Origin of the sequence: Pseudomonas sp. HY13-MNA-CIBAN-0226, assembly GCF_040310305.1 — a bacterium.
Taxonomy (GTDB): domain Bacteria; phylum Pseudomonadota; class Gammaproteobacteria; order Pseudomonadales; family Pseudomonadaceae; genus Aquipseudomonas; species Aquipseudomonas gregormendelii.
The window spans coordinates 110886-137644 of record NZ_JBEOPS010000019.1 but is presented as its reverse complement, the minus strand read 5'-3'; the positions used below and the strand labels follow the sequence as shown (position 1 = coordinate 137644).

At 59.5% G+C, this 26759-nt stretch carries 32 protein-coding genes and 1 pseudogene; 18 read left to right on the top strand and 15 right to left on the bottom strand.

The genetic code is table 11. The features are described from left to right. From AAEZ05_RS20965 to pbpG, 7 genes and pseudogenes are all read left to right on the top strand, one after another. Positions 1–246: pseudogene (locus AAEZ05_RS20965) on the top strand (hypothetical protein); the annotation flags it as partial. A 179-nt stretch (positions 247–425) separates the two neighbouring features. Continuing rightward, positions 426–1040 (top strand): hypothetical protein, encoded by a 615-nt coding sequence (locus tag AAEZ05_RS20960; RefSeq protein ID WP_350648664.1) that lies wholly within the window; start codon positions 426–428, stop codon positions 1038–1040. Positions 1041–1110: 70 nt separating this feature from the next. Further along, positions 1111–1407, top strand: coding sequence for a phiTE_015 family protein (locus AAEZ05_RS20955; RefSeq protein ID WP_350648662.1), 297 nt, complete (start codon positions 1111–1113; stop codon positions 1405–1407). Then, positions 1404–1760, top strand: coding sequence for a hypothetical protein (locus AAEZ05_RS20950; RefSeq protein WP_350648660.1), 357 nt, complete (start codon positions 1404–1406; stop codon positions 1758–1760). Before AAEZ05_RS20955 ends, AAEZ05_RS20950 begins: the two co-directional genes overlap by 4 nt. Positions 1761–1981: 221 nt before the next feature. Further along, on the top strand, positions 1982–2908 hold the full coding sequence (locus AAEZ05_RS20945; protein ID WP_350648658.1) for a phosphohydrolase: 927 nt from the start codon (positions 1982–1984) through the stop codon (positions 2906–2908). 229 nt (positions 2909–3137) lie between these two features. Next, positions 3138–4331, top strand: a complete 1194-nt coding sequence (locus tag AAEZ05_RS20940; RefSeq protein ID WP_350648656.1) for a tyrosine-type recombinase/integrase — start codon at positions 3138–3140, stop codon at positions 4329–4331. Between the two features lie 129 nt (positions 4332–4460). After that, complete coding sequence (gene pbpG, locus AAEZ05_RS20935) at positions 4461–5399, top strand: D-alanyl-D-alanine endopeptidase (protein WP_045060162.1); 939 nt, start codon at positions 4461–4463, stop codon at positions 5397–5399. Between the two features lie 51 nt (positions 5400–5450). Here pbpG and AAEZ05_RS20930 read toward each other — a convergent pair whose 3' ends face one another. From AAEZ05_RS20930 to AAEZ05_RS20920, 3 genes are all read right to left on the bottom strand, one after another. Further along, a complete protein-coding gene (locus AAEZ05_RS20930) occupies positions 5451–5657 on the bottom strand; it encodes a hypothetical protein (RefSeq protein ID WP_045060161.1) in 207 nt (68 codons plus the stop codon). A 17-nt stretch (positions 5658–5674) separates the two neighbouring features. Next, positions 5675–5881 carry a DUF6021 family protein gene (locus tag AAEZ05_RS20925; protein WP_045060160.1) on the bottom strand — a complete coding sequence of 69 codons (207 nt, stop codon included), beginning with the start codon at positions 5879–5881 and terminating at the stop codon, positions 5675–5677. Positions 5882–5970: 89 nt separating this feature from the next. Further along, complete coding sequence (locus tag AAEZ05_RS20920; protein WP_045060159.1) at positions 5971–6642, bottom strand: C39 family peptidase; 672 nt, start codon at positions 6640–6642, stop codon at positions 5971–5973. Between the two features lie 235 nt (positions 6643–6877). Between AAEZ05_RS20920 and AAEZ05_RS20915 the strand changes: the two genes are divergently transcribed. After that, on the top strand, positions 6878–7021 hold the full coding sequence (locus AAEZ05_RS20915; RefSeq protein WP_177328564.1) for a hypothetical protein: 144 nt from the start codon (positions 6878–6880) through the stop codon (positions 7019–7021). Positions 7022–7089: 68 nt separating this feature from the next. Here AAEZ05_RS20915 and AAEZ05_RS20910 read toward each other — a convergent pair whose 3' ends face one another. Together AAEZ05_RS20910 and AAEZ05_RS20905 are read right to left on the bottom strand one after the other, a co-directional pair. Further along, on the bottom strand, positions 7090–7839 hold the full coding sequence (locus AAEZ05_RS20910) for a TerC family protein (protein ID WP_045060158.1): 750 nt from the start codon (positions 7837–7839) through the stop codon (positions 7090–7092). A 27-nt stretch (positions 7840–7866) separates the two neighbouring features. Continuing rightward, positions 7867–8109, bottom strand: a complete 243-nt coding sequence (locus tag AAEZ05_RS20905; protein ID WP_045060157.1) for a hypothetical protein — start codon at positions 8107–8109, stop codon at positions 7867–7869. Between the two features lie 134 nt (positions 8110–8243). Between AAEZ05_RS20905 and nhaR the strand changes: the two genes are divergently transcribed. Next, positions 8244–9143 (top strand): transcriptional activator NhaR, encoded by a 900-nt coding sequence (nhaR, locus tag AAEZ05_RS20900; protein WP_045060156.1) that lies wholly within the window; start codon positions 8244–8246, stop codon positions 9141–9143. 4 nt (positions 9144–9147) lie between these two features. Here the strand turns inward: nhaR and AAEZ05_RS20895 are convergent, their stop codons facing one another. Continuing rightward, positions 9148–10302: an MFS transporter gene (locus AAEZ05_RS20895; RefSeq protein ID WP_045060155.1), complete on the bottom strand. Its 1155-nt coding sequence runs from the start codon at positions 10300–10302 to the stop codon at positions 9148–9150. Between the two features lie 259 nt (positions 10303–10561). Here AAEZ05_RS20895 and sstT point away from each other — a divergent pair, with 259 nt between their 5' ends. Continuing rightward, on the top strand, positions 10562–11794 hold the full coding sequence (gene sstT / locus AAEZ05_RS20890) for a serine/threonine transporter SstT (RefSeq protein WP_045060154.1): 1233 nt from the start codon (positions 10562–10564) through the stop codon (positions 11792–11794). 152 nt (positions 11795–11946) lie between these two features. Here the strand turns inward: sstT and AAEZ05_RS20885 are convergent, their stop codons facing one another. Further along, positions 11947–12456 (bottom strand): DUF1993 domain-containing protein, encoded by a 510-nt coding sequence (locus AAEZ05_RS20885; protein WP_350648653.1) that lies wholly within the window; start codon positions 12454–12456, stop codon positions 11947–11949. A gap of 203 nt (positions 12457–12659) precedes the next feature. Here AAEZ05_RS20885 and AAEZ05_RS20880 point away from each other — a divergent pair, with 203 nt between their 5' ends. Then, positions 12660–13307, top strand: a complete 648-nt coding sequence (locus AAEZ05_RS20880; protein ID WP_122839356.1) for a YceH family protein — start codon at positions 12660–12662, stop codon at positions 13305–13307. A gap of 226 nt (positions 13308–13533) precedes the next feature. Here AAEZ05_RS20880 and AAEZ05_RS20875 read toward each other — a convergent pair whose 3' ends face one another. Then, positions 13534–14352 carry a shikimate 5-dehydrogenase gene (locus AAEZ05_RS20875; RefSeq protein WP_205892483.1) on the bottom strand — a complete coding sequence of 273 codons (819 nt, stop codon included), beginning with the start codon at positions 14350–14352 and terminating at the stop codon, positions 13534–13536. A gap of 244 nt (positions 14353–14596) precedes the next feature. On the opposite strand from AAEZ05_RS20875, the gene AAEZ05_RS20870 reads away from it, so the two are divergent. The 3 genes from AAEZ05_RS20870 to AAEZ05_RS20860 all read left to right on the top strand — a co-directional run bounded on the left by AAEZ05_RS20870 (position 14597) and on the right by AAEZ05_RS20860 (position 15685). Next, positions 14597–14974 carry a hypothetical protein gene (locus AAEZ05_RS20870; RefSeq protein ID WP_045060245.1) on the top strand — a complete coding sequence of 126 codons (378 nt, stop codon included), beginning with the start codon at positions 14597–14599 and terminating at the stop codon, positions 14972–14974. A 233-nt stretch (positions 14975–15207) separates the two neighbouring features. Then, entirely contained in the window at positions 15208–15402 is a 195-nt protein-coding gene (locus AAEZ05_RS20865; RefSeq protein ID WP_045060244.1) for a hypothetical protein, read from the top strand. Between the two features lie 100 nt (positions 15403–15502). Continuing rightward, positions 15503–15685 (top strand): hypothetical protein, encoded by a 183-nt coding sequence (locus AAEZ05_RS20860; protein ID WP_045060243.1) that lies wholly within the window; start codon positions 15503–15505, stop codon positions 15683–15685. On the opposite strand, the gene AAEZ05_RS20855 is transcribed toward AAEZ05_RS20860, so the two are convergent. The 3 genes from AAEZ05_RS20855 to AAEZ05_RS20845 all read right to left on the bottom strand — a co-directional run bounded on the left by AAEZ05_RS20855 (position 15682) and on the right by AAEZ05_RS20845 (position 18015). Then, on the bottom strand, positions 15682–16743 hold the full coding sequence (locus AAEZ05_RS20855; RefSeq protein ID WP_205892482.1) for an AI-2E family transporter: 1062 nt from the start codon (positions 16741–16743) through the stop codon (positions 15682–15684). The two genes, AAEZ05_RS20860 and AAEZ05_RS20855, sit on opposite strands and share 4 nt — an antisense overlap. 235 nt (positions 16744–16978) lie before the next feature. Further along, positions 16979–17209: a hypothetical protein gene (locus AAEZ05_RS20850; protein WP_045060971.1), complete on the bottom strand. Its 231-nt coding sequence runs from the start codon at positions 17207–17209 to the stop codon at positions 16979–16981. 89 nt (positions 17210–17298) lie between these two features. Next, positions 17299–18015 carry a FadR/GntR family transcriptional regulator gene (locus AAEZ05_RS20845; RefSeq protein WP_045060970.1) on the bottom strand — a complete coding sequence of 239 codons (717 nt, stop codon included), beginning with the start codon at positions 18013–18015 and terminating at the stop codon, positions 17299–17301. A 274-nt stretch (positions 18016–18289) separates the two neighbouring features. Here AAEZ05_RS20845 and AAEZ05_RS20840 point away from each other — a divergent pair, with 274 nt between their 5' ends. The 3 genes from AAEZ05_RS20840 to ampC all read left to right on the top strand — a co-directional run bounded on the left by AAEZ05_RS20840 (position 18290) and on the right by ampC (position 22303). After that, positions 18290–19633, top strand: coding sequence for an MFS transporter (locus AAEZ05_RS20840; RefSeq protein WP_350648650.1), 1344 nt, complete (start codon positions 18290–18292; stop codon positions 19631–19633). Between the two features lie 22 nt (positions 19634–19655). Next, positions 19656–20999 carry a glucarate dehydratase gene (gudD, locus tag AAEZ05_RS20835; RefSeq protein WP_045060968.1) on the top strand — a complete coding sequence of 448 codons (1344 nt, stop codon included), beginning with the start codon at positions 19656–19658 and terminating at the stop codon, positions 20997–20999. 137 nt (positions 21000–21136) lie between these two features. Then, on the top strand, positions 21137–22303 hold the full coding sequence (gene ampC, locus AAEZ05_RS20830) for a class C beta-lactamase (protein ID WP_045060967.1): 1167 nt from the start codon (positions 21137–21139) through the stop codon (positions 22301–22303). 64 nt (positions 22304–22367) lie between these two features. On the opposite strand, the gene AAEZ05_RS20825 is transcribed toward ampC, so the two are convergent. Further along, the gene (locus AAEZ05_RS20825; protein WP_045060966.1) at positions 22368–22916 is read right to left on the bottom strand and encodes a DUF4174 domain-containing protein; all 549 of its coding nucleotides are present in this window, start codon (positions 22914–22916) and stop codon (positions 22368–22370) included. 210 nt (positions 22917–23126) lie between these two features. On the opposite strand from AAEZ05_RS20825, the gene AAEZ05_RS20820 reads away from it, so the two are divergent. Next, positions 23127–23597: a GNAT family N-acetyltransferase gene (locus tag AAEZ05_RS20820; protein WP_045060965.1), complete on the top strand. Its 471-nt coding sequence runs from the start codon at positions 23127–23129 to the stop codon at positions 23595–23597. Between the two features lie 10 nt (positions 23598–23607). Here the strand turns inward: AAEZ05_RS20820 and AAEZ05_RS20815 are convergent, their stop codons facing one another. From AAEZ05_RS20815 to AAEZ05_RS20805, 3 genes are all read right to left on the bottom strand, one after another. Next, positions 23608–24393 (bottom strand): sulfite exporter TauE/SafE family protein, encoded by a 786-nt coding sequence (locus tag AAEZ05_RS20815; RefSeq protein ID WP_045060964.1) that lies wholly within the window; start codon positions 24391–24393, stop codon positions 23608–23610. A 217-nt stretch (positions 24394–24610) separates the two neighbouring features. After that, the gene (locus AAEZ05_RS20810) at positions 24611–25825 is read right to left on the bottom strand and encodes an MFS transporter (protein ID WP_350648647.1); all 1215 of its coding nucleotides are present in this window, start codon (positions 25823–25825) and stop codon (positions 24611–24613) included. Positions 25826–25890: 65 nt separating this feature from the next. Continuing rightward, a complete protein-coding gene (locus tag AAEZ05_RS20805; protein ID WP_414704645.1) occupies positions 25891–26577 on the bottom strand; it encodes a hypothetical protein in 687 nt (228 codons plus the stop codon). Positions 26578–26759: the final 182 nt, after the last annotated feature.

Here is a 26759-nt window from a genome sequence, read left to right as displayed (position 1 = left end):
GAGTCGATCAACCGATCCATGCGCGACCTGAACCGCGATTCTCGGGGCTTGTCGTTCGAGATGTTCCGGGCAAAGACGCTGTTCAGTCTGGATCACAAGGTGACCAGGCCCAAGCCGAAACGGGAATCGCCTTTTGCGGGCTACACGGTGATGAAGGACATCTTCGCCCTGGACGAGTCCGAGTTACCTATCGATCACGGCGTGCCCATCGAGGCAGTTATCCGGGCCATCCAAGGCCTGCGCTAACCACGCCCCATCAACACACCCATCAGTTTGAGATTTGGGGTTTGGGAAGTCCTGTATCAACAGGATTTTCCGAATACCCGAAAATATTAACTCAGCACGGAAAATCTTAATTTCCGTCACCTTTCCTCAAATTTCGTTAACCAATTCAAAGTCAGCCGCTATAGCGGCAAAGGATTCCCATGCCTGAGATTAAGGAACGGCCGATCTTGTTCTCGGCCCCGATGGTGCGCGCCATCCTGGAAGGGCAAAAGACTGTCACGCGGCGCGAGGTGAAGAAACGCGCGGCGCTGGATTGCTTGGCCGCTGGGTTTGAGCCAGCGTTTCTGGCGTTGCCTGGCAATGCTGACCTTTGCCCCTACGGCAAACCCGGCGACCGGCTGTGGGTGCGCGAGACATTCAACCGGACAAACCCCGGCGGCGAGAGTGGCATTTACTACTATCGCGCGGACGGAAAATTCCCGAAATGCATCGGCGGTGGCAGGTTCACCAGCGTTGAGTCATGGAAACCAAGCATTCATATGCCTCGCGCAGCCAGCCGCATCTTGCTGGAGGTTGCTGCAGTACGTGTCGAGCGACTGCAAGACATCAGCGAGGAACAGGCAATCGCAGAAGGATGCCAAGCATTGGAAGGCTGCAAGTGGCACACCTTCGAAGAGGCCGCAGCCGGAGTGCCGATGCACGATCACACTGCGCTGGATGCATTCGAAGCATTGTGGGAGGGCATCAACGGCGAGGAGTCATGGGCTTCAAACCCCTGGGTCTGGGTCGTCGAGTTCAAGCAGGTGACGCCATGATGCTCAAAGCCGCAGCCGTAAGCGCCTGCCTCTGGGGCGCTCTCTACCTCTCTGTGGCAGTGGTGTACTCATGAACAGAAAGATGCGTGAAGAGTTCGAGCAGTTCGTTATCCGCCGTGACGGGAACATTTGGGTGACGGTGATCGGTGAACAGCGCAGCTACAACGAACCAATCGAACGAGACTTTGAATTGTGGCAGGCCTCCCGCGAGGCACTGGTGATCGATCTGCCGCCAGCACCGCTAGAGCCAGAAGAGCCCGAAGAAGCGATAGATGACAGCCACATGGACGCCTACTACGCAGCTGTGAGCATGCGGAATGCCTGCGCAAATGCTATCGAAGCCGCCGGCCTAAAGGTGAAGCCATGAACCTGACAGAGAAACAGCAAGCCGTCCTCGACGAGCTTCGAAAGATTGGCCGGGAAAACGCCTACCGCTATTGCGACACTCAACCGTACCTGCACCAGACCGACTGCGAGAAGCTGGCCAGGGGCGACCAAGTGTGCGTGTTTAGCATGGGCGGTCTGACCTATCAGGTTGGGCACCGCCTTGGGATAGGCGCCCCCTCCGTGCTGAGCACATTTAAGGCGTTGCGCGGGAAAGGGCTGGTGATTCGCGAGGAATCCTATCCGGACTACCAGCGAGCACGGTACTGGTGGCCGGTTGGATTGGCTGCGGAGCTCGCCGGCGAATTGTTGCCTTCCAGCGAGGCGAAGTCATGATCGCCCTCGCCTGGTTCGCCTACGTGTACTGCTGCAAGGGGCCGCGCTGAATAGAAACCGTCTCATCAGCCACCGAATGAACCGGACGGGAACACGGCAACTGATGAGACGCAAGCTTCAACAATAGCTCACTGTTTCGCCTGCCGCACACCCTTCGCCAGATTTCATCTACCCCTACCCCACACAAGAGCCTGCCGGTGTACGGCGGGCGAGGAATTCGTATGTCCGAGATTCAACGCAAAACGATGTGCATTTACCACGGCAACTGCGCCGACGGCTTCGGAGCAGCCTGGGTCGTTCGGAAGGCGCTCGGCGATGATGTCGAGTTTGTACCGGGTGTCTATGGGCAGGAGCCACCGGACGTCACCGGCAAAGACGTGATCCTGGTGGACTTCAGTTACAAATACGACGTGCTGGCGGCCCTGAGCTGGAAAGCACACAGCGTCATCGTGCTGGACCACCACAAAAGCGCGGCCGCGGACTTGGCGCGCTTTGAGTCCTTTCACGCTGGTATTGAAGAAGACACCAGGCACGATGATGGATCGGTTCTTCTGGGATGGAAAACGGCCCATGACATGGCGAACTCCCAAAATGGCCCTTCTATTGCGTGCTGCTTCGACATGAACCGCAGCGGCGCAATGCTGGCCTGGGATCACTTCTTCCCTGACCAAGAACCGCCGCAACTGCTGCGCCACATCGAAGATCGCGACCTCTGGCTTTTCCAGCTCGACGGTACCAGGGAGATTCAGGCCAATCTGTTCAGCTACCCCTATGACTTTGAGATTTGGGATCGGCTGATGATGGCGGACGTCGAGTCGCTGCGGTCAGACGGCGCCGCCATCGAACGCAAACACCACAAGGATATAGGCGAGCTGGTGGCCGTGACCAAGCGCCGGATGATCATCGGCGGCCACGATGTGCCAGCGGCAAACCTGCCTTACACGCTGACCAGCGACGCCGGACACCTGATGTGCGCCAACGAGCCGTTCGCGGCCTGCTATTGGGATACGCCGGACGGGCGCAGCTTCAGCCTGCGCAGCACCGATCAGGGCCTGGATGTTTCCGAAATCGCCCTCCAGTACGGCGGTGGTGGCCACCGCAACGCCTCCGGCTTCCGCGTGCCATTCGGCCACGAACTCACCCTGTAACCCATCACCACCTTCTGCCGCCACGCGCGGCATGGAGCACCGCCATGTCAGAAACAGAAGAAGCTCCCGAAACGTTCGCCTTCGACAAAGTCCCCGAAGAGCGGATGGCAATGTTGCTGGGCACCACCAAGCGAGCGCTTGAAGGAAAGCGAGCACGCGGAATCATCCCCGAAGGTGTCTGGAACAAGATCGATAATCGGGTTTTTTATAGCATTAGGAGATATGAGGCATGGCAAGAAAGCCAATGGGACTGCCCGCAGGAGTTGAATTCGCTGGGCAATCAGTCCGGATCAGGTTCACATGGAACGGCGAGAGACGGTGCGAAACACTCGCCCACCCTCAAACGCCCAAGGGGATCAAAGCGGCCGCAACTCTACGCGATAACGTAATCAGCCTGGCCAAGCATGGAGTTCTGGACGAAAAGCGCTATGCCGAACTGTTCCCGAACTCCAGCTATTCCGCGCAGGCCACCGGCCTGACCTTCGCCCAATACGCCCAAACGTGGATCGACAGCTTGGAAATTGTGCCGGGCACGCGGCGCAACTATAAAGGATCGATCAACATGTACTGGATCCCGTCATTGGCAACTGTGCCGATGACGGCGATCACGCCGATGTTGTTGAGGCAGGTGATCGGCGAAACGAAGTGGGACAGCCCGACCATCAAGCGGACGGCAATCTCACGGGTAAGCGCTTTGTTCAAGGCGGCGGTACGGGATGAGGTGATAGAGCGAAACCCCGCCACTGCAATCAAGCTGCCGGGGCGAACCAAGAAGGCGATCGATCCGTTCACTGTCGACGAAGCTGACGCCATCATTGAGTGGATGTACGCCAACTTCACAGCCAGGGCGGCACAGATCTACGCGGCCTATTTCGAGTTCGCTTTCTATTGCGGGATGCGGACAGGAGAGCTCAGGGCTCTTCGCTGGGATGAGATCGATCTGGAGAAGCGCGTTGCGCATGTCTGCCGGATCGTCGTAGACGGGAAGATTGAGGAAAGGACGAAGACCAAGTACACCAGGACGGTGATGCTGAACAGTCGGGCCATGCATGCCTTGACCCGGGCAAGGAAAATCGCCGATGCGCGCCTGACCCAGCGCAGGCGCAAACGGCAGGAGTCGCCGTTCGTTTTTCCGCCGTCGGGCGGATCCGAGTTCATCCTGTCGTCGACAACACCGGGCGGTCACTTTGCCAAGGCATTGGAGGCCTTGCAAATAAAGGCTCGAAGCCAATACAACTGCAGGCACACGTACGCTACGATGTGCCTCATGGCAGGCATGAACCCGGCGTTCATTGCAGGGCAGCTGGGCCACAGCGTCCAAGTGTTACTTTCGACGTACGCTCGCTGGCTGAGCTCAACCACCGACTGGTCTGAGGTCGGGAAGCTGGAAAGCCAGATTGGTACAAAATTGGTACAGGCATAAATTAAATTTCACTTTTCGCCTTTGTTTACAGGCGCCTATAGATTTCCTAGCACATACTCCTAAAATGCGTCGGTTTTAAGAAATAGCCCGTTACAAAACGGCTTATCCACCTCTTATGAGTCTGCCAGCGTGAAAATCCGTCTTTCCATCCTGACCCTGGTTTTTGCAGTTACAGGGACATTCATCACGCCATCGGTCAACGCCGCCGAAACCACCTCGGCGCCTCGGGATGCCACACACCTGAAGATCGCCTCCGGCAGCGCGTTGCTGATGGACATGCAGACCAACAAAGTCATCTATGCGAGCAATCCGGACGTGGTCGTGCCCATCGCCTCTGTCAGTAAGCTGATGACGGGGCTGGTGGTGGTTGAAGCGCGCCAGAACATGGACGAATACATTTCCATCAACATCAGCGACACGCCGGAAATGAAAGGCGTGTTCTCCCGGGTCAAGCTCAACAGCGAAATGCCGCGCAGGGAAATGCTGCTCATTGCCCTGATGTCTTCGGAAAACCGCGCCGCGGCCAGCCTCGCCCATCACTACCCGGGCGGTTACGTCGCGTTCATCGCCGCCATGAACGCCAAGGCCAAGGCCCTGGGCATGTCCAGCACTCACTTTGTCGAGCCCACCGGCCTTTCCCCTCGCAACGTCTCGACAGCGCGGGACCTGAGCAAACTGCTGGTGGCCGCCCACAAGTACCCGCTGCTGACGACGCTAAGCACCACCAAGGAAAAAACCGTGTCGTTCCGCAAACCCAACTACACCCTGGGCTTTCGCAACACCGACCACCTGGTGAACAAGCCGAACTGGGACATCCGCCTGACCAAGACCGGTTTCACCAATCAGGCCGGACATTGCCTGGTGCTGGTGACGACCATGGGCAATCGCCAGGTCGCCCTGGTGATACTCGATGCGTTCGGCAAGTACACTCATTTCGCCGATGCCAGCCGGATTCGCAGCTGGGTAGAAACCGGCAAGGGCGCGAACGTGCCGTCGGTGGCGCTGCAATACAAGTCGGAGAAGAACCTGAAGAGCCGCCAGAGCGGTGTGGTCGAGGCGTCCAAATAAACGCAGCCGCAAAAAAAGCCCCGATCGTTCGGGGCTTTTTATTACCTGCCATCAGTCGTTTGGCAGCGGCATCTGGTCATCATCCGGAATGCCATCTCCCGCACTTGGATCCCTGTGGTGTTCGGCCGGCGTCACCAGCGGACGCGCCATTGGATCGCGCTGTGGACTGTCCGGATCCAAGACGGGGTCGATATCGTCCTCAGGGGTAGTCGGGACACTGTCCGGACGCTTGTCATTGAAACTCGAATCGGTAGACATACGCACCTCACAGAAAATCAGGGTTTGAGGTCACTCAGCGGGTCGTAAGGCTTGGCCGGTGCCTTCTCGTCCTTGTTCGGATCCTTGTCCAGCGGCGCGATGGCGGGCCCGACGGGATCGACTTGCGGGTCTGCAGCGTCAGGCGAATCAGGATCAAAACCCAGGTCATCACCGGACGAATGCTCCGATGAATGCGGGCCGGCGGGAGTATTTGAATGTGCCATGGGCGCCTCCTTGGTCTGGCCCGGAAAACCCGGGCCTTGTACTTCAGAGGCGTGCGACGCGCGACGGTGCCCGGCAGATGACGAACGGACTACTGAGAGCCCAGCGCCCTCTTCGCCCGCGCGGCAGCTTGCTCCTGACCGGCCTGGGCCAGATCGTTAGCTGCCTTCAGCCAGCGTTGCTGATCGACATCGGCAGGGATCTGCTCCGGCTTCTGAAGCAGTACCGCCCAGCCGCCGCCGTCCTTGAACGCCGACTCGAATGAACTGAAGCTCATCAGCGTCCGGCGATCCATCCCGGCGCGCAATAGAACGGTCTGCTTCTGGGTGTTGTAACCCGACAGAATGGCGTAGCGCGGCCCAGCCCAGAACGCCGAGCCTTCGTTGAACCGCACCATCACCGGATAACCGGCGGCCACCTGGGTGAGCAATGCTGGCAGATCGTCGTCCAGGGGGTAGACCACCAGGCCATATTCCCGGGCAAGGTTGACCATGTTCTGCTGCAGCTGAGCCTCGGCACCCGGCAGACGCAGCGGCTTGTCGAGCAGACCGGGCGTGATCGCGATGCCCTGTTGCGACAGCAGGCTGGCCAGCACCTGCGGACCGCTTTGATGGGTCTGCCCGCGATAGAAGGTGCCACTGAGCTCGACCCGTTCCGGCAGCCGTTTGATTTGCGGCGAGACGCTGCCGGCGCAGCCAGTCAGGCTCGCAAGGCTCCAGGCGAACAGTGCTGCAGCCATAATTCGAGGAAATACCCGTACCATCATCTCTCTCTTGTGCAAATGCCGGCAATCGATCGACCGGCCAGGTCGTCAATCATAGGGCGACAGGCAGCCAGGGTATAGCCTCAAGTGCCAGTAGCGGCACTTCGATAGAGCGAACTGGTTGGTGACAGGCGACCTTTGGTCAATAGCCTGCAACGTGGCAACGGCTAGACTGTCATTTAGCAAGAGTGGTTGCCCGCAGCAGGGCAAAGAGGAGGCACTGATGAGCCTGGCAATGATCATACTGATGCTGGTAACCGGATGGCTGGCGGTCGCGGCCGCCATGCTGTGGGGCGTGCTGCGTATTGCCCGCCGCCATCACCACCCGGTGCAACCTGCACCCCTGGCGCAGCCCCGCAAAACCGTCTCTGCGCACTGACTGGCCAGGGTTCAACAAACAAAAACGGCCGCCTGATTACCAGGCGGCCGTTGCGTTTTCAGTGAGCGTCAAGCTTCAGCAGTCGCACGCTTCTGCTTGGCCCGTCGCGACATCATGTTCAGGCATTCGATCGTGGCCGAGAACGCCATGGCCGCATACACATAGCCTTTTGGAACATGGGCGCCGAAGCCTTCGGCGATCAACGTCATGCCGATCATGATCAGGAAGCCCAGCGCCAGCATCACCACGGTCGGGTTGTCGTTGATGAACTTGGCCAGGGGATCAGCCGCCAGCAACATCACCAGCACCGACACCACCACCGCGATGATCATGATCGGCAAATGCTCGGTCATGCCGACAGCGGTAATGATGCTGTCGATGGAGAACACCAGGTCCAGCATCAGGATCTGCCCGATGGCCGCCGCGAAGCCAAGCGTCACGGTGGAAGTCGCCGACTTTGGATCTTCCGGCGCCGGGTCCATGCTGTGATGGATCTCAGTGGTCGCCTTCCACAACAGGAACAGGCCACCGGCGATCAGGATCATGTCTTTCCAGGAGAACGCGTGGCCGAGGATTTCGATCACGGGTGCCGTCAACTGGACGATGAACGCAATGGTGCTCAACAGTGCCAGGCGCAGGATCAGCGCCATGCCGATACCGATGCGTCGTGCTTTTTGCCGATGCTGCTCGGGGAGTTTGTTCGTCAAAATGGAAATGAAGATCAGGTTATCGATGCCGAGCACGATCTCCATCACCACCAGCGTAGCCAGGGCAACCCAGGCGGTAGGGCTTACAGCAAGTTCTAAAAGATATTCCATGGGTCAGTCCTGACTCGTTGAGACGGTTTAGATTTCCTGGGACGAAGATTCAGTGTCGTCTTTTTCTTCGGCCGATGATTCTTTCTTGCTGATCAAACCGCCGGTGGCGTCGCTAATCGCTTGCTCTGCAGCTTTATGTGTATCGTCGATAGCCTGCTTGGCAGTCTCAGCGGCCTTGCCCATCAACTGCTGAGCGCTTTTTTCAGCCTGGTCGCAGCCCGCCAGTAACAGTAAAGACGCGACCAACAACGCCGTGGTTTTAAACTTCATGAAATTTCCTCGTTAGAACAAACGCAGCCAATACAGTGGCCCGTTGATAGCGCTGCATTCTAGAGACCGAAACAGTTCAGTAAAATTCGTATTTTTGGCTGTTATACTTCGGTTTTAACGAACTGTTGATCGACATGCTCAATTATCGCCAGCTTCACTATTTCTGGGTCGTGGCCAAAACCGGCAGCATTGTGCGCGCCTGCGAACAGCTCAACCTGACGCCGCAGACCATCAGCGGGCAGATCTCGCTGCTGGAACAAACCTATGGGATCGAACTGTTCCAGCGCGTCGGCCGGCAGCTGGAGCTGACCGAAGCCGGGCGCCAGACCCTGCCCTTCGTCGAGCAAATGTTCCAGCTGGGTGGCGAACTGGAGCTGATGCTGCGCGCCCAGCCCAACGAACAACAGATTCTGTTTCGGGTAGGGGTGGCGGACGTTGTACCCAAATCCATCGTCTACCGCCTGATCGCGCCGACCATGGAGTTGAGCGAGCCGATGCGCATCACCTGTCGCGAGGACAAACTCGAACGCCTGCTCGCCGACCTGGCGATCCAGCGCCTGGACCTGGTGATCTCCGACAGCCCCATGCCCTCGCACCTCGACATCAAGGGCTACAGCCAGAAACTCGGGGAGTGCGGCATCAGCTTCTTCGCCACTGCGCAATTGGCGGCGCAATACGGCCAGGATTTTCCCCGCAGCCTTCACGGTGCCCCGCTACTGATTCCCGGGCCGGAAACCGTGGTGCGCAGTCGCTTGCAGCGCTGGTTCGCCGAGCAGCAGATACAGCCAAGAATTGTCGGCGAGTTCGATGACAGCGCGCTGATGCAGGCCTTCGGGCAATCCGGCAGCGGGATCTTCATCGGCCCCAGCGTGATCGCCGATGAAGTCAGACGCCAATATGGCGTGGAGTTGATCGGCCAGACGGATGCGGTCACCGAATCGTTCTACGCCATCTCGGTGGAGCGCAAGGTCAAGCACCCCGGTATCGTTGCGATTACCGAAGGCGCCCGACGAGAGCTGTTTCCCGGGGTTTAAGCTTTCAGGCGCAAACTTCCCTGGGTTTGAAGGTCATCAGGGCGATGGCCAGCAGGATCGAGGCAAGGATAAACGCCGCCCCGGCGAACCCCAGGCCTTGCAGGCCAACGCTGTCGATCACGCGACCACCCACCATGGCGCCCAGGCCGATGCCAAGGTTGGCCCCGGCAATGTTCAGCGACGCGGCAAACGCTGGCGCTTCGGGGGCGGCCTTCATGAGCCGAACGTGGCTGACGAGGAACAACGCAGCCTGGGTCACGCCCCAGATCCCCATCGCCGCCGCCAGGCCCAGGGTCGAATGAATGTTCGGCACCAGCGTCACCATGCCGGCAATCATGAATGCGCAAAACATCACCGAAGCAATCAGCGGATGGCGATCCACGGCACGGCCGCCCAGGGAGTTACCGATCAGACCGACCGCACCGAAGCCCATCAGGCACCAGCCGACCAGGGTGCCGTTGAAACCGGCAAGCCGCTCGAGGATATCCGCCAGATAGGTGTAGGCGGTAAACATGCCGCTGAACACCAGGATCGACAACAGCACATGGCCGATCATCAACGGGCTGCGCAGGATCTTGAATTGCGAACGGAAACTGACCTGGTGCTGATGCAGGCTGGTCCTGGGCAGGTAGATAAACAGCAGCAATGCCTTGGCAAACGCGATCACCGCCAGAATGCCGAAGGCACTGCGCCAGCCGAACGCATCGGAAATCAGCGTGCCCACCGGGATGCCAAATACCGTGGCGCAGACGATGCCAAAGCCGATCTTGGCGATTGCCCGCCCGGCGAAGTCAGGGCCCACGATGTCCACTGCCGTTTCACTGGCCAGTGCCCAAAACACCGGCAGCCCCAGCGCCGGAATCAGGCGCGCAGCGGCCATCACCCAGATGTTGGGGGCAAACGCGGCGAGCGTGTTGGCCAGGCCAAACATGATCAATACCGAAATAAACAATTTTCGCCGTTCGAACCGGGCGAAGTACGCGGTCAGGAACGGGCCGAATGCAGCGACCGTGAAGGCGAACAGGGTCACCAGAAGGCCCGCTTGCGGGATGGTGACAGCCAGGTCTCGAGCGATTGCCGGCAACAGGCCGACGATGATGAACTCCGTGGTCAGCACGGTGAAACCGGCGGCCGACAACAGAAGGATGGGCAACAGCATGCAGAACTCCAGGAAAACGACGACACCAGCGCTAGCCCGAAGGCCCACTGGCAGAACTTGAAAATGAGGATGGGCCATCCTACCAGAAGTGTTTGCGCACCGGGATGCACGAACCTGCAAAACCGGTTGAACAACCGGGCGGCCAATCGTCACAGGTCTGAAGGATCGAGCCTACGCTGTGATAAAGTCCGCGCCCCGCGATATGCACACCCTGTTCGTCGGCTAGCCCGCACCTAAAAAAATCAGAGATGCCCGCTTTATGACCCCTTCATCCCCTTCCCTGCTGCACCGCCTGAAAAGCACCGGCCTGGTTACCCAAATCATCATCGGCCTGATCGCCGGCATTGCCCTGGCGCTGCTCGCGCCGGACGTGGCGAAGTCCACTGCATTCATCGGCAAGGTCTTCGTCTCGGCGCTGAAAGCAGTCGCGCCGATCCTGGTGTTCGTGCTGGTCATGGCGTCGATCGCCAATCACAAGCACGGCCAGGAGACTCACATCCGGCCGATCCTGTTCCTGTACCTGCTGGGCACATTCGCTGCGGCGGTGGTCGCGGTCGTTGCCAGCATGATGTTCCCGTCGAGCCTGGTGCTCTCCACCCAGGACGTGGCCGTAACGGCACCTGGCGGAATCGGTGAGGTATTGCAGAGCCTGCTGTTGAGTGTGGTGGACAACCCGGTGAACGCGCTGATGAACGCCAACTTCATCGGCATCCTGGCCTGGGCGATCGGCATGGGCGTGGCCATCCGCCATGCGGGCGACACCACACGCGAGGTACTGGGCGACCTGTCCAACGGGGTGACCCTGATCGTGCGCATGGTGATCCGCTTTGCCCCGCTGGGGATTTTCGGCCTGGTGGCCTCGACCCTGGCCACCTCGGGCTTTGGTGCCCTGGTCGGCTACCTGCACCTGCTGGCGGTCCTGCTCGGTTGCATGCTGTTCGTGGCGCTGGTGATGAACCCGGCCATCGTCTACTGGAAACTGCGTCGCAACCCTTACCCGCTGGTGCTGATGTGCCTGCGGGAAAGCGGCATCACCGCATTCTTCACCCGCAGTTCGGCGGCTAATATTCCGGTGAACCTGGAGTTGAGCAAGCGCCTGGGCCTGCACGAAGACACCTACTCGGTCTCGATCCCGCTGGGCGCGACGATCAATATGGCGGGTGCGGCGATCACCATTACCGTCCTGAGCCTGGCTGCCGTGCATACGCTGGGCATTGCCGTGGACATACCCACCGCCATTCTGCTCAGCGTGGTCGCGGCCATCTGCGCCTGCGGCGCCTCGGGTGTGGCCGGTGGTTCGCTGCTGCTGATTCCGCTGGCCTGCAGCCTGTTCGGCATCCCGAGCGAGATCGCCATGCAGGTGGTGGCGGTCGGTTTTATCATCGGGGTGATTCAGGATTCGGCGGAAACTGCGTTGAATTCGTCGACGGATGTCTTGTTTACTGCGGCCGCTTGTCTGGGTGAAGAAGAGAAGGCTCAGAGACTGGCGTAAAGCTGAACAGCAAAACATCGCAGCCTGCGGCAGCGCCTACCGGGTGAACACAAATCCACTGTAGGAGCTGCCGCAGGCTGCGATCTTTTGACTTTAAAACTAAAAGCCCGGCAAGGCGCAAACCCTGGCGGGCTTTTTTGTGCCTGGGCAGCTTAGAACGCGCCCATGTAACCGCGCTTGCCCACTTCCACACCGTTATGACGCAGCAAGGCGTAAGCGGTGGTGACGTGGAAGAAGAACTGCGGCAAGCCGTAAGTCAGCAGGTAGGCCTGGCCGGTGAAGCGCTTCTCTTTAGGCGTGCCCGGACGCGTCACGATCTCGATACCTTCCTGGCCGTTGATCTGCTCGGGTTTGATTTCGCCGATGTAGCCCAGCACCTTGGTCAGCAGCGCTTGCAACTCGGCGAAGGTGGTTTCGGTATCTTCGTACTTCGGCACTTCAATCTCGGCCAGGCGCGAGGACACGCCCTTGGCGAAATCAACGGCGATCTGCACCTGGCGCACCAGCGGGAACATGTCCGGGAACAGGCGCGCTTGCAGCAGCGCGTTCGGGTCGATGTTCTTTGCGCTGGCGTGAGCTTCAGCTTTTTTCAGAACGTCGCTCAGGGCGGTGAGCATTTGCGTGAAAACCGGGATGGAGGCGTCGTACAGGGAAATGGTCATGGCAGTCTCGTGTGATGACAGTAGGGAAACGTGGGGGCGATTATAGCCTTGGAACGGATCGACACGCTGATGTGCATGCATGCGTGTCCATTGGCCACTGCCGCAGATTCGGGATAGTCTCTTTAGCGCAAGATTCCCGGCTCGATTCACATGGGGATGAGTCGTGGTTGCCGACCCGACTGCCAATTAGGGATAGAAAAAAAATGAGCACTGAACAACAAACGACCCTCGACGAACCGCGGCTCAACAGCACGGAAATCCGCATCCTGGGCTCGTTGATCGAAAAACAGGCGACCAGCCCGGAAACCTACCCGCTGACGCTTAATGCGCTGGTGATTGCCTGCAACCAGAAAACCAGCCGCGAGCCGGTGATGAACCTCACCCAGGGCCAGGTAGGCCAGAGCCTGCGCGCGCTGGAAGGTCGCGGCTTCACCAAACTGGTGATGGGCAGCCGCGCCGACCGCTGGGAGCATAAGGTCGACAAGGCGCTGGAACTGGTGCCGGCACAAGTGATCCTGGCGGGACTGTTGTTTCTGCGCGGCCCGCAAACGGTCAATGAACTGCTGACCCGCAGCGGTCGCATGCATGATTTCGAAGACGCCGAGCAGGTAGTGCATCAACTGGAACGCCTGATCGCACGCGGGCTGGCGCTGCTGATCCCGCGCCAGGCCGGACAGCGCGAGGACCGCTACATGCACGCGCTGGGGGATCCGGCGGACATCGAGGTGATTCTGGCCGCACGGCATAACCCTGCGGAACGCGGCTCGAGCGGTGGCGTTTCGGTGGAAAGGATCGAAGAGCTGGAAGCGCGGATTGCCGCGCTGGAAGAGCGCCTTTCCCGCCTGGAATAACCTGACGAATGTATGTTCCTGACTTGAACACCCGGAAAATGCGTTTCCCTGACTTGAACAACAGGGAAGATGCGTTTTCCATGTAGGACCTGCCGAAGGCTGCGATCTTTTGATCTTTGATTTAGAACGATTATGAAATCAAGATCAAAAGATCGCAGCCTTCGGCAGTTCCTACGGGCGCATTGCTCCCTATCAATTGGGGGATGACGCCCCCCGCGCTGGCACGTCAGCTGCGCGCGAACTCTACCGCCAGGCGAAACTGCTCATCCGTCGGCCGCACGCCGGTGTACAGCACGAACTGCTCCAGCGCCTGGATGGCGATCACTTCAAGCCCTGTGATCACTCGCTTCCCCTCGGCACGTCCGCGCACGATCAACGGCGTTTCCGAGGGGATTGCCACCACATCGAAGATGGTTTGCGCTTTTTCAATCGCATCTGCCGCAAAGGCCAGTTGCTCGGCTTCCGGCCCACCGGTCATGCCGATCGGTGTGACGTTGATCAGCATCTGCGCCCGCTCATTTCCCAGCTCTGCTTGCCATTCATAGCCCAGCGAATTTGCCAGGGCGCGCCCGGCCTGTTCGTTGCGGGCGACGATCAGGCCATTGCTGTAACCGCCATCGCGCAGCGCACTCGCCACCGCCTTGGCCATGCCGCCGCTTCCGCGCAGGGCGAAGGTCGAATCCTTGGGCACCTGATGAGTTTCAAGCAGCTGCGCAATGGCGATGTAATCGGTGTTGTAAGCCTTGAGGTGGCCATCGGTGTTGACGATGGTATTGATCGACTGGATGGCCGCAGCCGATGCGTCCAGCTCATCCACCAGGGCGATGCAGGCCTCCTTGAACGGCATCGACACCCCGCAGCCACGGATGCCCAAAGCGCGAATGCCGCCCACCGCACCAGGCAAATCCTGGCTGCTGAACGCCTTGTAGTAAAAATTCAGGCCCAACTGCTCGTACAGATGATTGTGAAAACGCAGGCCAAAATTCCCCGGACGCCCTGAAAGGGACATGCACAGCTGGGTATCTCGGTTGGGGTTCATCTGCATGAAAAAATCTCCATCAAGTGCACTTTCAGATGGACGGGATTGGCCATTCCATCCTGTTCTGTTCGATCATAAAGGCCAGCGTTCGCTGGGAACGGGACCGTCGACAAGCCGGTACGGACCTTACACAAAATTTACCCAGCGGCTGTGCTGATTTTGCAAAAAGTGCTGTCTTAGATGTATCCCCGCGACAATCCTTGAGTCTATTGCAGACACAAGCGCCGGGTCGAAGAACCGAGGAATTATCATGATCCGTAAAATCTCCACAGTGGCCTTGCTGATCGGCGCTCTCGCGGTCACAGGGCAATCACAGGCCCATGGCGGTGGTGGCGGTTGGCAAGGTCCAGCGGTATTTGGTGCGATCGTGGGCTCGGCCATCGTCGGTTCGGCCCTGATCAACGCCAACCGGCCGGTGTATGTGCAGCAACCGGTCTACGCCCAACCACAGCCGGTTTATGTGCAACAGCCGCCACCGGTCTATTACCAGCCGGCGCCGGTCTACGTTCAACAGCCGGTCTACTATCAGCCAGCGCCGGTGTACTACGGTCCGCCCCGCGGCTACTACGGTCCACCGCGCGGCTATTACGGCCCGCCCCGTGGTTATTACGGCCGCCCGCACTACTGACAGACCCATCAGGCCCCGCCTCAAAACGGGGCTTTTTTGTGCCCGCTGATCGGTTCAGGTCTGGATCGATGTTGCCGAGGTCGCTGTCGGAACAGCGCTTGCAAGCAAATTCGGCAAGATTGAATCGATCCTCTTTCCCCACTTTGGGTAAAACAGTCATATTTATGTCATGTCAGGTCCGCAAGCTTGGGCCTGTCCGCCAATAGCAGGTTGATAACAACAAGGACGACCTCATGCCCACACAGAATCCGCATCGCAATGTCGGCCTGTGCACCTCCAGCAAGGTGTATGACACGCTGACCGAACTCAAGAACCTGGAAGGCCACCGCAACGCCAAGTTCCTCTCGCTGCTGGCCGAAAACCTGGTGCGCAAGGGGCTGCTCAATGAGCAGGAAGTGGTGCATATGCTGGACCTGGTGGTCGACTGAACGCAGCACTCACTCGCGTCAATGACGACTATCGAGAGCGTTGATTGTTCCTGTCGGCGCCGGGCCCGTAAGGTAGCTCCATCGATTGATGGAGGTAGTTATGTCCCAGGTCCAGATCATGTCCGTAGTTGGCAGCGCAGTCCCCGCCCCTTTGAGGGAGCTGGGTCTGCTGGCTTGTTGGTATCTTGTGCAGGACGGTGAACCAATCAGCGGCCCGCTGACTTCACTGCCGGCCGCACAGGCATTGTCGCAACGTATCGACCATGGCCGCCTGAGTGCTTAAGGCAATTGCACCCGCGGCTTGGTTTCACTGAAGATCGCCCAGCTCGACATGAACAGCGCGGCGATCAGTGGCCCGATCACAAAGCCATTGAGGCCGAACACCGCCATGCCGCCCAGGGTTGAAATCAGGATCATGTAGTCCGGCATCTTGGTGTCTTTGCCCACCAGGATTGGACGCAGCACGTTGTCCACCAGGCCGATGACGAATACCCCGAACAACCCCAGTACCACGCCCTGCCAGATTGCCCCGGTCAGCAGGAAGTAAGCGGCCACCGGCGCCCAGACAATGCCCGCCCCCACCGCCGGCAACAGCGACAGAAACGCCATCAGCACCGCCCACAGCAACGCACTCGGAATATCCAGAAACCAGAAGATCAGTCCGCCCAGAGCGCCCTGCGTGACAGCCACCAACAGATTGCCTTTCACGGTCGCGCGCACCACGCGATTGAACTTGAGCTGCAGCCGGCGTTTCTGGTGTTCCTGCAGCGGCACTGCCGCGCGAACCTTGCGCGCCAGCTCGGGGCCGTCGCGCAGGAAGAAGAACAGCAGGTACAGCATGATGAAAAAACTCACGACGAACTCAAACGTGCCCTGGCCAAAACTGAAGGCCTGGGATGCCAGGACCTGGCCCCCGGTCATTGCGCTCTTCACCAGTTTTTCCCGCAAGCCGTTCAGCTCGCCCATGCCGAAGCGGTCGAGCAAGTGCTGGAAGTACGTCGGCAGGCTGTGTTTGAACTGGGCCACATAGGCCGCAATATCCAGCTCGCCGCTTTCCACACTCTTGTAGAACACCGCGCCTTCCTGCACCAGCAACGCACTGATGATGATCACCGGCAAAATCGCGATCACCAGACACACACTCAGGGTACACAGGGAGGTCACGTTGCGCTGCCAGCCAAACTTCAACTGCAGGCGGCGCTGCAAGGGTGCAAACACAATTCCCAGAATCACCGCCCAGAACACCGCACCATAAAATGGCAGCAGGATCCAGATGAAGGCGGCGGTGACCACGAACAGCAGTATCACCAACGATTTATTCTGTAGCGTCTTTTCGTTCATGTCCGATCCATGTCAGTCCACAGGCCGCAAGTTCGCGACCTGATGCTTAGTCCACCACGGTCCGCGCGAGTGCCATCCGTTTGTGGATAAAGCATAGATGGAGATCGATAGACCCCGGGGAACTGACAGCCCCGCCCGCCAAAAATTTTCACCCAAAGAAAAAGCCTGACAGGCAGATGCCGTCAGGCTTGCGAATACAACGACTCATTAATGCGGCAAGGTCGCCTGGTGCCATTTAGCGACGATCATCTGACAGCGGCGAAGGTTCATCCGCTGGCGGCATGTCTTCGTCCGCAGTGGGGTCCATCCAGTCTTCAGGACGATCCGCATCCGCCTCGGACGGATTCCGCGAGGGGTCCATGCCAGGGGGCGCATCGTGATCCATCAACGGCTCATCCGTGCCGGGCATGGGTCTGGCAGGGTCGGTGTTGGGGGTTGTGCCGGGGAAGTTCGTTTCGTTAGCCATGACGCACCTCATTGATGAGGTCCAGCAAATCTGGGCCGTACTTGTTGGAAACGGGTGCGGGCGCCGCGTGCTGTCGGCGAGACGGACGGTCAGGTGTGATCGGCGAGAAAGCGGTCGCGACTGTTGGTCAGGTGCAACCACATGGCAGCGCGCGCCGCGTCAGTGTCCTGGCGTTTGATCGCATTGAGAATTGCCTCATGCTCAAGGTTGGCCAGCAGGCCCAGCTTGCTCAAGTCCGCCGCGCCGCGTTCGGCGGCGTTGACCCGGGTTCGAGGAATCATCGCGTTACCCAGGTGCTGCATGATTTCACTGAAGCAGGCATTGCCGGTGGCTTCGGCGATCAGCAGGTGAAAACGCCTGTCGGCTTCAACGCAACTGTCGTTATTCGCCAGCAAGCGCTGGTAGTCGTCCAGCGCTTGGCGCATTTGCACCAGGTGCTGATCCGAACGGCGCATAGCTGCCAACGCGGCGGCCTGGGTTTCCAGCCCCATGCGCAGCTCCAGGATGCTGCGCACCCCCAGCGCGGTATCGACGTTCAATCGCAGGCCCTGCTGCGTCTCGCGCTCCAGCACAAAGGTACCGATGCCGTGACGTGTCTCGACATAACCCGACGCCTGCAGCTTGGAGATTGCCTCGCGCACCACGGTGCGACTGACCCCGTGTTCCTGCACGATCGAGTTCTCGGACGGCAGCTTGTCCCCTGGCTGCATCTGCCCCAGCAGGATGCTCTGGGTCAGCTTGGCGACCAGGTCATGGGCCAGGTTATGGGTGCGCTTGCGAGCGGGTGCTTCGAGGTCTTCTTGCATGGCGTCATCCGAAAGCGGAACTGCTGCAATCGTAGCACTGCGCTGCTCGGGAATCTCTGGCAAAGACGGTCAGCTTGTATGACAACACTCAACAAAACCCTGGAAAATAGCTAATTACAGCGCCAGCACCTCCGCTAAAGATTAAAAATACCACCTATTTCTGCCATTTTACTGAGCAGAACACCTTGCAGGCGTAAAAATAGCAGTTGTATGATGTCTATCAACGCAACAGAAAGCTCCACCCCGCATAAAAATAATCAGTGGGAGAAAATCTGTGAAATCATCCATAAACGGGATGAACCAGGCCGCCGATCCGGTCCTGAGTTCCGCCATCTCGAAAGTCAAACGCCACGTCTTGCCGCTGTTCGTCATCATGTTCATCGTCAACTACATTGACCGGGTAAACATCGGCTTCGTCCGCGCCCACATGGAACACGACCTGGGCATCGGCGCTGCTGCCTACGGCCTTGGTGCCGGCCTGTTCTTCATCGGTTACGCGCTGTTCGAAGTCCCCTCCAACATCCTCCTGCAGAAAGTCGGTGCACGTATCTGGCTGACCCGCATCATGCTGACCTGGGGCCTTGTAGCCGCATGCATGGCATTCATCCAGAACGAAACCCACTTCTACATCCTGCGATTCCTGCTGGGCGTAGCCGAAGCCGGATTTTTCCCCGGGGTGATTTACTACTTCACCCGCTGGCTGCCAGGCGTGGAGCGCGGCAAAGCAATCGCGATCTTCCTCAGCGGCTCAGCCATTGCTTCGCTGATTTCCGGCCCGCTGTCGGGGCTCCTCCTGCAAATCAACGGATTGGGGATGCACGGCTGGCAATGGATGTACTTCATCGAGGGCATGTTCTCCGTCTGCCTGTGCGTGTTCGTCTGGTTCTGGCTGGACTCCAAACCGCACGACGCCAAGTGGCTGAGCCGCGACGAACAGGATGCACTGGTCAAGGCCATCGACGATGAACAACTGGCTCGCGAAGCAGCAACGCCGATCAAGCCGTCACTGGGCAAGCTACTCAAGGACCGCCAGATCATCCTGTTCTGCGTGATTTACTTCTTCATCCAGCTGACCATCTACGCCGCGACCTTCTGGCTGCCGAGCATCATCAAAAAGATGGGCGACCTCAGCGACATCCAGGTCGGCTTGTTCAACTCGATCCCCTGGTTACTGTCGATCATCGGCATGTATGCCTTCGCGTCCCTCTCAGCCAAATGGAAACACCAGCAAGCCTGGGTGGCCGCCGCGTTGCTGATTGCCGCCGCAGGGATGTTCATGTCCACCACAGGCGGGCCGGTCTTCGCCTTCGTCGCGATCTGTTTCGCGGCACTGGGTTTCAAATCGGCTTCTTCGCTGTTCTGGCCGATCCCCCAGGCCTATCTGGATGCACGGATCGCTGCCGGGGTGATTGCCCTGATCAACTCGGTGGGCAACTTCGGCGGCTTCGTCGCGCCCACCACCTTCGGCCTGCTGGAAGAGCACACCGGTTCGATCCAGGGCGGTGTGTACGGCCTGGCCGCCACCTCGATCATTGCCGCGATCATCGTCTTCGCCGCACGCAACACACCCAAGCCCGCTCCCGACGTTGTACTGGACCCTGCGCCAAACCACGCCTGAACCCGGTCATAAGGACAAGAAAATGCACACACAAGACACCGCAAAAGCCCCGATCATCACCAGTATGCAAGTGGTGCCGGTGGCAGGCCACGATAGCATGCTGCTCAATCTGAGCGGCGCCCATGGCCCGTTTTTCACGCGCAATATCGTGATCCTCAAGGACAATGCCGGGCACACCGGCGTCGGTGAGGTACCCGGTGGCGAGCGTATTCGCCAGACGCTGGAAGACGCTCGATCGCTGGTGGTGGGGAGCCCGATCGGCACCTATCAGAAGATCCTCAATCAGGTGCGACAGACGTTCGCCGACCGCGATGCCGGTGGTCGCGGTCTGCAGACTTTCGACCTGCGCATCACGATCCACGCGGTGACCGGCCTGGAAGCCGCGCTGCTGGACCTGCTTGGTCAGCATCTGGAAGTGCCGGTCGCCGCCCTGCTCGGCGAAGGTCAGCAGCGCGATGAAGTGAAGATGCTCGGGTATCTGTTTTACCTGGGTGATCGCACCGAAACAGACCTGGCCTACCGCAGCGAACCGGACGCGGATAACGACTGGTTCCAGGTGCGTCACGAAAAGGCCATGAGCACCGACGCCGTGGTCCGCCTGGCAGAGGCCGCCCATGCGCGGTACGGGTTCAAGGACTTCAAGCTTAAAGGCGGCGTGTTGTCAGGGGATGAGGAAATCGAAGCCGTGACGGCCCTGGCCGAACGCTTCCCTGACGCACGCATCACCCTGGACCCCAACGGCGCATGGTCGTTGAAAGAAGCGATTCGCCTGTGCAGGGATCAGCATCATGTGCTCGCTTACGCCGAGGACCCTTGCGGAGCGGAAAACGGGTATTCGGGCCGTGAAGTGATGGCCGAATTCCGCCGTGCCACGGGCTTGAAAACCGCCACTAACATGATCGCTACCGACTGGCGGGAAATGGGCCATGCGATCCAGCTGCAATCGGTGGACATCCCCCTCGCCGACCCGCACTTCTGGACGATGCAGGGCTCGGTCCGGGTGGCGCAGATGTGCCATGAGTGGGGCCTGACCTGGGGCTCGCACTCCAACAATCACTTCGATATTTCTCTGGCGATGTTCACCCACGTCGCGGCCGCCGCGCCGGGCGACATCACCGCCATCGACACGCACTGGATCTGGCAGGACGGCCAGCGCTTGACCAAAGCACCTCTGCAAATCGTCGACGGCTGCGTGCAGGTGCCGAAGAAGCCAGGGTTGGGGGTTGAGCTGGATGAGGATCAATTGGCCAAGGCTCATGAGCTTTATAAAGGCATGGGCCTGGGTGCGAGGGACGACAGCGTGGCGATGCAGTTTCTGATTCCGGGTTGGAAGTTCGATAACAAGCGGCCGTGTCTGATGCGCTAGGGCTTTTTGGCGGTGTACAGATCCGTTTCCTGGGCTTGCGGGAAGTGACACCTGTGAGAGCAAAGCGTTGCTTGCTCAGGATTCACTCCCCACCCAGCCTGTACACTGTGCAAAAACACCAAGGACAACCACACCTCATGCACACCTCCAGCCTCAGCAAAACCCTGGCCTGCAGCGCATTCGGACTCCTCCTCGCCACGACCCACTGCATCGCCGCCGCCCCCTCCGATCAACAAATCGAAGCGACCGTGAAGGCCGCCGTGACCCCCGTCATGCAGCAACAAAACATCGCGGGCATGGCGGTAGCCGTCACCTACAAGGGCCAGGCGCATTATTTCAACTTCGGCGCAGCCTCCAGGGAAACCGGCAAGGCGGTCACTGAAAACACCTTGTTCGAAATAGGCTCAATCAGCAAAACCTTCACCGCGACCCTGGCCGCCTACGCCCAGGCCAGCGGCAAATTGTCCCTGTCCACAAAGGCCAGTCAGATTCTCCCGGCATTGCAAGGTAGCGCCTTCGACAACATCAGCGTGCTGCAACTGGGCACGTATACCGCCGGTGGCCTGCCGTTGCAGTTCCCCGAAAATGCCGACTCGCCAGACAAGATGATCGGCTATTTCCAGCAGTGGAAGCCGACCTATGACGCTGGCAGCCATCGACTATATTCCAACCCCAGCCTCGGGCTCTTTGGCTACCTGGCCGCGCAAAGCATGGGGGCGCCATTTGACCAGTTGATGGAACAGACCTTGCTGCCAAAACTGGGCCTTTCCCACACCTGGCTCAAGGTTCCCCAGGCCGAAATGGCACTGTATGCCCAGGGCTACAACAAGGAGGATAAACCGGTCAGAGTCGGCCCGGGAGCGCTCGATTCCGAGGCGTACGGGGTCAAAACCAGCGCCGTCGACATGCTGCGCTATGTCGAGGCAAACATGCGGCCGACGAAGCTGGAAGCGCCGATGCAACAGGCTATCGCTACCACCCACACCGGCTACTACACCGTCGCAAACATGACTCAGGGGCTGGGTTGGGAGCTGTACAGCTACCCCATCACACTCGACCAGCTACTGGCCGGGAATTCAACGGAAATGGCGATGCAGGCGCATGAAGTCAAGTGGCTTAACCCCCCGCAACCACAGCCGCAGAATGTACTGATCAACAAGACCGGCTCGACTGGCGGCTTTGGCGCCTATGCGGCGTTCGTGCCCTCCAAGGAGATAGGCATCGTGATTCTGGCGAACAAGAACTTTCCAATCCCGGACAGGGTCAAGATCGCTCACTCGGTTCTGAGCGTGCTGGCACACTGATCGAATCCACCTTTCGTGTGAACACTAAAAAATGGGCGACCTGTGCAGGTCGCCCATTTTTGTGTCAGTCGTCGGGCATTTCAGGTGGCTTGGCGGGTTTAGCCGGTTTGGCAGGTTTCGCGCCCTTGGCGCCTTTGGCCGGCTCGGCTTCGGCCGGTGCCGCCACCGCCGCTGCCGCCGCTTCTTTTTCAGCCATCGGCATGGCATCGATGGTGCTGAAAATCTCCTTCAGGTTTACCGTCCCCAATTGCTCAAGCTTCTTCTCACCGTCCTTGCCCACAAGAATGACCTTGGTCTGCGCCCCTGCCCCCATCTTCAGTGCACGAATCAGCGCCATCGTACTTTGCGGGTCGAGGTCTTTACCCTCTCGCTGGCCCATGGTGTTGATCACCGAATAAAGCACCATGTTGCGGTCGGTGAAGCCTTTTTTGTTGTCGGGCTCTTCCAGGGATTTTTTCAGGCTGACCCACGTCGGGTCCACCGTGCTGGGCGCGATCACGATCAGCGGACGCGAGCGGCCCTTGTCCATGTCCAGCGGTGAATCGCCGTCAGCGGCGAGCAAGGGGCCGGCGAGTACCAGCAAGGTAGTCAGGGTCAAAGACCTGATGAGCATGCGCATCTCCTTTTGTAATCCACGCTCTAATGATTGCGCATCGCGGTGATTGTTCCGGGTGACGCACCGCAATAATGTTTCGCTTTGTTCAAAGCTTAGGTCAGGGCGATTATTGCGCAACCGCGATCCTGTGCGCAGTTGATTACCTGAAACGAACATTCTATGGTCGGCGCACGACAAGCAGCGTCATGAAAAGGAGCTTCAACCGCCATGCAGATCGACTACCTGTGCGACCACCCCGCACTCATCCCCGAGTTGGCCGAACTCAATTTCAACGAGTGGGGTCAATACCGTCCCGGCGACAACCTGCAAGCCAGAACCGCGCGCATGCGGGCGGCCTGTGGCAAAGGTGCAGTGCCCACGGTTGTGGTCGCCATCGAAGATGCACAAATGCTCGGCGGCGCCCTGTTGGTCGACAGCGACCTGGCGTCACGCCCGGAACTGACACCGTGGCTAGCGGGCGTGTATGTGAAGGTCGAGCACCGCGGCCGCGGTATTGCCTCGCAACTGGTGACCCGCATCGTCGACGAGGCTGCGGCACTGGGCATCGCCGAGCTCTTTCTCTACACCGACAACGCCCAATCGCTGTATGCGAGCCTGGGTTGGCAAGTCGTCGAGGACATGGTGGACGACCGTGGTCTTGAAATCACCGTCATGAAGCGTCTGATCCCAACGGCCTGACGCCACTTACTCAGAACGCCAGTTTGTAACCGATCAATACCAACATGGTCGCCAGGCAAGGTCGCAGCACTTCATCGGAGATCCGTCCGGTGAGGTGACTGCCCAGCCAGATACCCGGCAGCGAGCCGATCAACAAATAGCCCAGCACGTGCCAGTCCATGTTGCCCATGCTCGCGTGGCCAAGGCCGGCGACGAGGGTCAGCGGTACGGCGTGGGCGATTTCGGTGCCCACCAGGCGCCGGGTTGGCAGCAGCGGATAGAGGATGAACAAGGCCACGGTGCCCAGCGCGCCAGCGCCGATGGACGTCAGTGCGACCATGGTGCCGAGGACCAGACCGGTGATGACGGTCATCACATTGAGGCGCGGACCGCTCGGGTTGTAGTTGCCGCCAGCCCGTTTGTGGGCGAAATCGAGCAGGCGTTTCTTGAAGAAAATTGCCAGTGCCGTCGCGAACAGTACGAAACCCAGGGCCTGTTTGATAACGGCATTCATGGCATCCGGAGAGCTGTGCAGCGTGCTCAGGAACCACAATGTCATGACCACTGCCGGGACACTGCCGAGGGTCAGCCAGCCGGTGATCGCCCAGTCGATATTCTTGTTTTTGCGGTGAACCAGAACACCACTGGATTTGGTGATGGCCGCGTACAGCAGGTCAGTGCCGACCGCTGTGGCGGGATTGACGCCGAACCACAGCAGGATAGGAGTCATCAACGACCCGCCACCGACGCCGGTCATGCCGACAATAAAACCGACTACCAAGCCTGCAACGACTAACCCGAGGTTTCCAAAGTCCATAAATCGCCCAAACAAACCGCAGGAAAAAACTGGTCCGCAGCATAGCGATTTTTCTTATAACTACTTATATCAATGCGGACTATGGTTATATCGATTCGGCAATGATGTTGAATGGCGGACCGCTATCGCGAGCAAGCTTTGCTCCCACAGGGGTGCGACGCAGGCAGCCGCGGCAGGCAAGCGTTGCGCCCACAGAATGAGTTCGGATCATTGCAGGTCAGTGCGACCGCCGCCCCGGCTTGAAGCTGTATTGGCTATTAACAAAAACCGTAGCAAACGCCACCAGCGACAAAATCAGCAACGCCCAGGGAAACGCCATCGCGCCCACCCGGTCCAGCAGCAGACCACCGAACAGTCCGCCCCCGGCAATGGCCACGTTCCAGGAAGTCGTCAGCATCGCCTGCACCACATCAACGTTCTCGCCCGCAGAATCTGCAGCCGCCGTCAGCAGCAACGTTGCCGACCCGCCAAATGACAGCCCCCACACCGCCATGCAGCCATACACCACCCAGGGCGACGACGCAGCCATGGCCAGCACCAGCGCGGTAAGCGAAAAAACCGCGAGGCTGATCAGTGCCAACCGGCGCAACCAACGGTCCACCAGCAGGCCAATCACCCAGATACCCACCAGCGAACTGACACCGAACACCAGCAGCACCAGGTCCACCCGTTCACCCAGGCCCGCCTGGGTCAGGAACGGATCGATATAGGTGTACAGAATGTTATGCCCCAGCATCCACGTCAGCACCACAAACAACACAGGACGCACGCCCTTCATGCTGAACACCTTGGCCAGGGGCAGGCGCTCGGTGTCGGGCTGGCCGGGACGGTCAGGCACGGCGACCATGATCCAGGCCGCCAGCAGCAACGCCAGGGCCGACATGATGCCGAACGAGGCGCGCCAGCCGATCAGGTTACCCAGCCAGGTCCCGGCAGGTGTGCCGAGCGACAACGCGACCGGGGTGCCAAGCATCGCGATCGCCAGCGCCCGACCTTGCAGGCGCGGGGTGACCAGCCCCCGGGCGTAACCGGCCATGATGCCCCACGCCAGGCCCGCCGCCATGCCCGCCAGGAAGCGCGACACCAGGGTCAGCCCGTAGTGACTGGAGAACGTCGTGACTGTGTTGAACAACAGAAATCCGCACACCGTCATCATCAGCACTCGCCGACGCCGCCAGCCGCGAGTCGCCACAGTCAGCGGAATGGCCGCCACGATCGAGCCCAGGGCATAGAGCGTAACCAGCTGGCCGGCCCACACTTCACTGACCTGCAACCCAGCGCCGATCTGCGTCAGCAACCCGGCCGGCAGGGTTTCGGTGAGCACGGCGATAAAACCGGTCATGGCGAACGCCAGCAGCGCAGCGTAAGGCAGCTTCTCGCTCTGGGCAGAGTGTTCGGTGCGCGCACGCTCGACGGCGGCCTGGTCTGTCATGACGGTTGCAGCTCCCTTTCAAGCGACATCGATTGTATACAACTTAACACTGTAACTGACTCGGATCACTGCACCGGTAAAAAATTCAGAAACAGCAGGCTCTGCGCGTAGTTCAGGCCGATCCGTCGATATCGCTCGTCGAGCATCTGGGTCAACAGGTCCAGGCGCGCAACGATCTTGCCGAATTCCACGGCGAAACTCAGGTTGCTGCCTTCCTCCGAGATCTCGTTGGAAAACAGCAAGGGTCCGCCCTGGGGGTTCTGCCGCTGACTGAGGATCCAGGTGGCTTTCTCGATGTTGCGCGCGGCGTTGTTGACGAAGGTCGGATTGATCGCATCCGTCATGTAGAACTCCAGCCGGTCGCCGTGGGCAGTCACCAGCATGCTGCCGATGGCATAGATGAACGCACCGACCCGGTCGCCGAGGAACTCCGGACTCATGGCATAGCTCAGCGCCGCCAGGTCCTTTCTGCCCCCCAGGGTGGGCAGCGGTTGCTGTTGCTCGATCGCCATGCGCACCTGTTTTTCGGCGATTCGAGCGTCGAGAAAGCCGGACTTTTTCAGCTCGTCGGGGTTGCGCAGGTACAGCTTGTTCATCAGCAGGTAGAGGCTGTCGAGGTTGTCGCGCATGGTCAGGGTGGCCATGCGGTCGACGCTGGTCTGGAGAAATTCCTGGGGTTTGCCTTCGCGAAACTGGCTGATGACGTCCCGTCCCTGCTGCTGGCTGCAACCGGTGACGAACAGCAGCGCCATGCAGGCGAGTAGCCGGCGTTGGCCGCGGATGTGCGCGGTGATGAGGGACAACAATTGGGCCATGAATTTTGCGACTTGGGCATTGGCCGGCGGTGGGGATCGCCGCGGGCAGGCCATGGATAGAGCCGCGAATGCTGAAAAAGTGCAGTGCCGACGGTCCGTAAACCTGCACGAAGGATGCG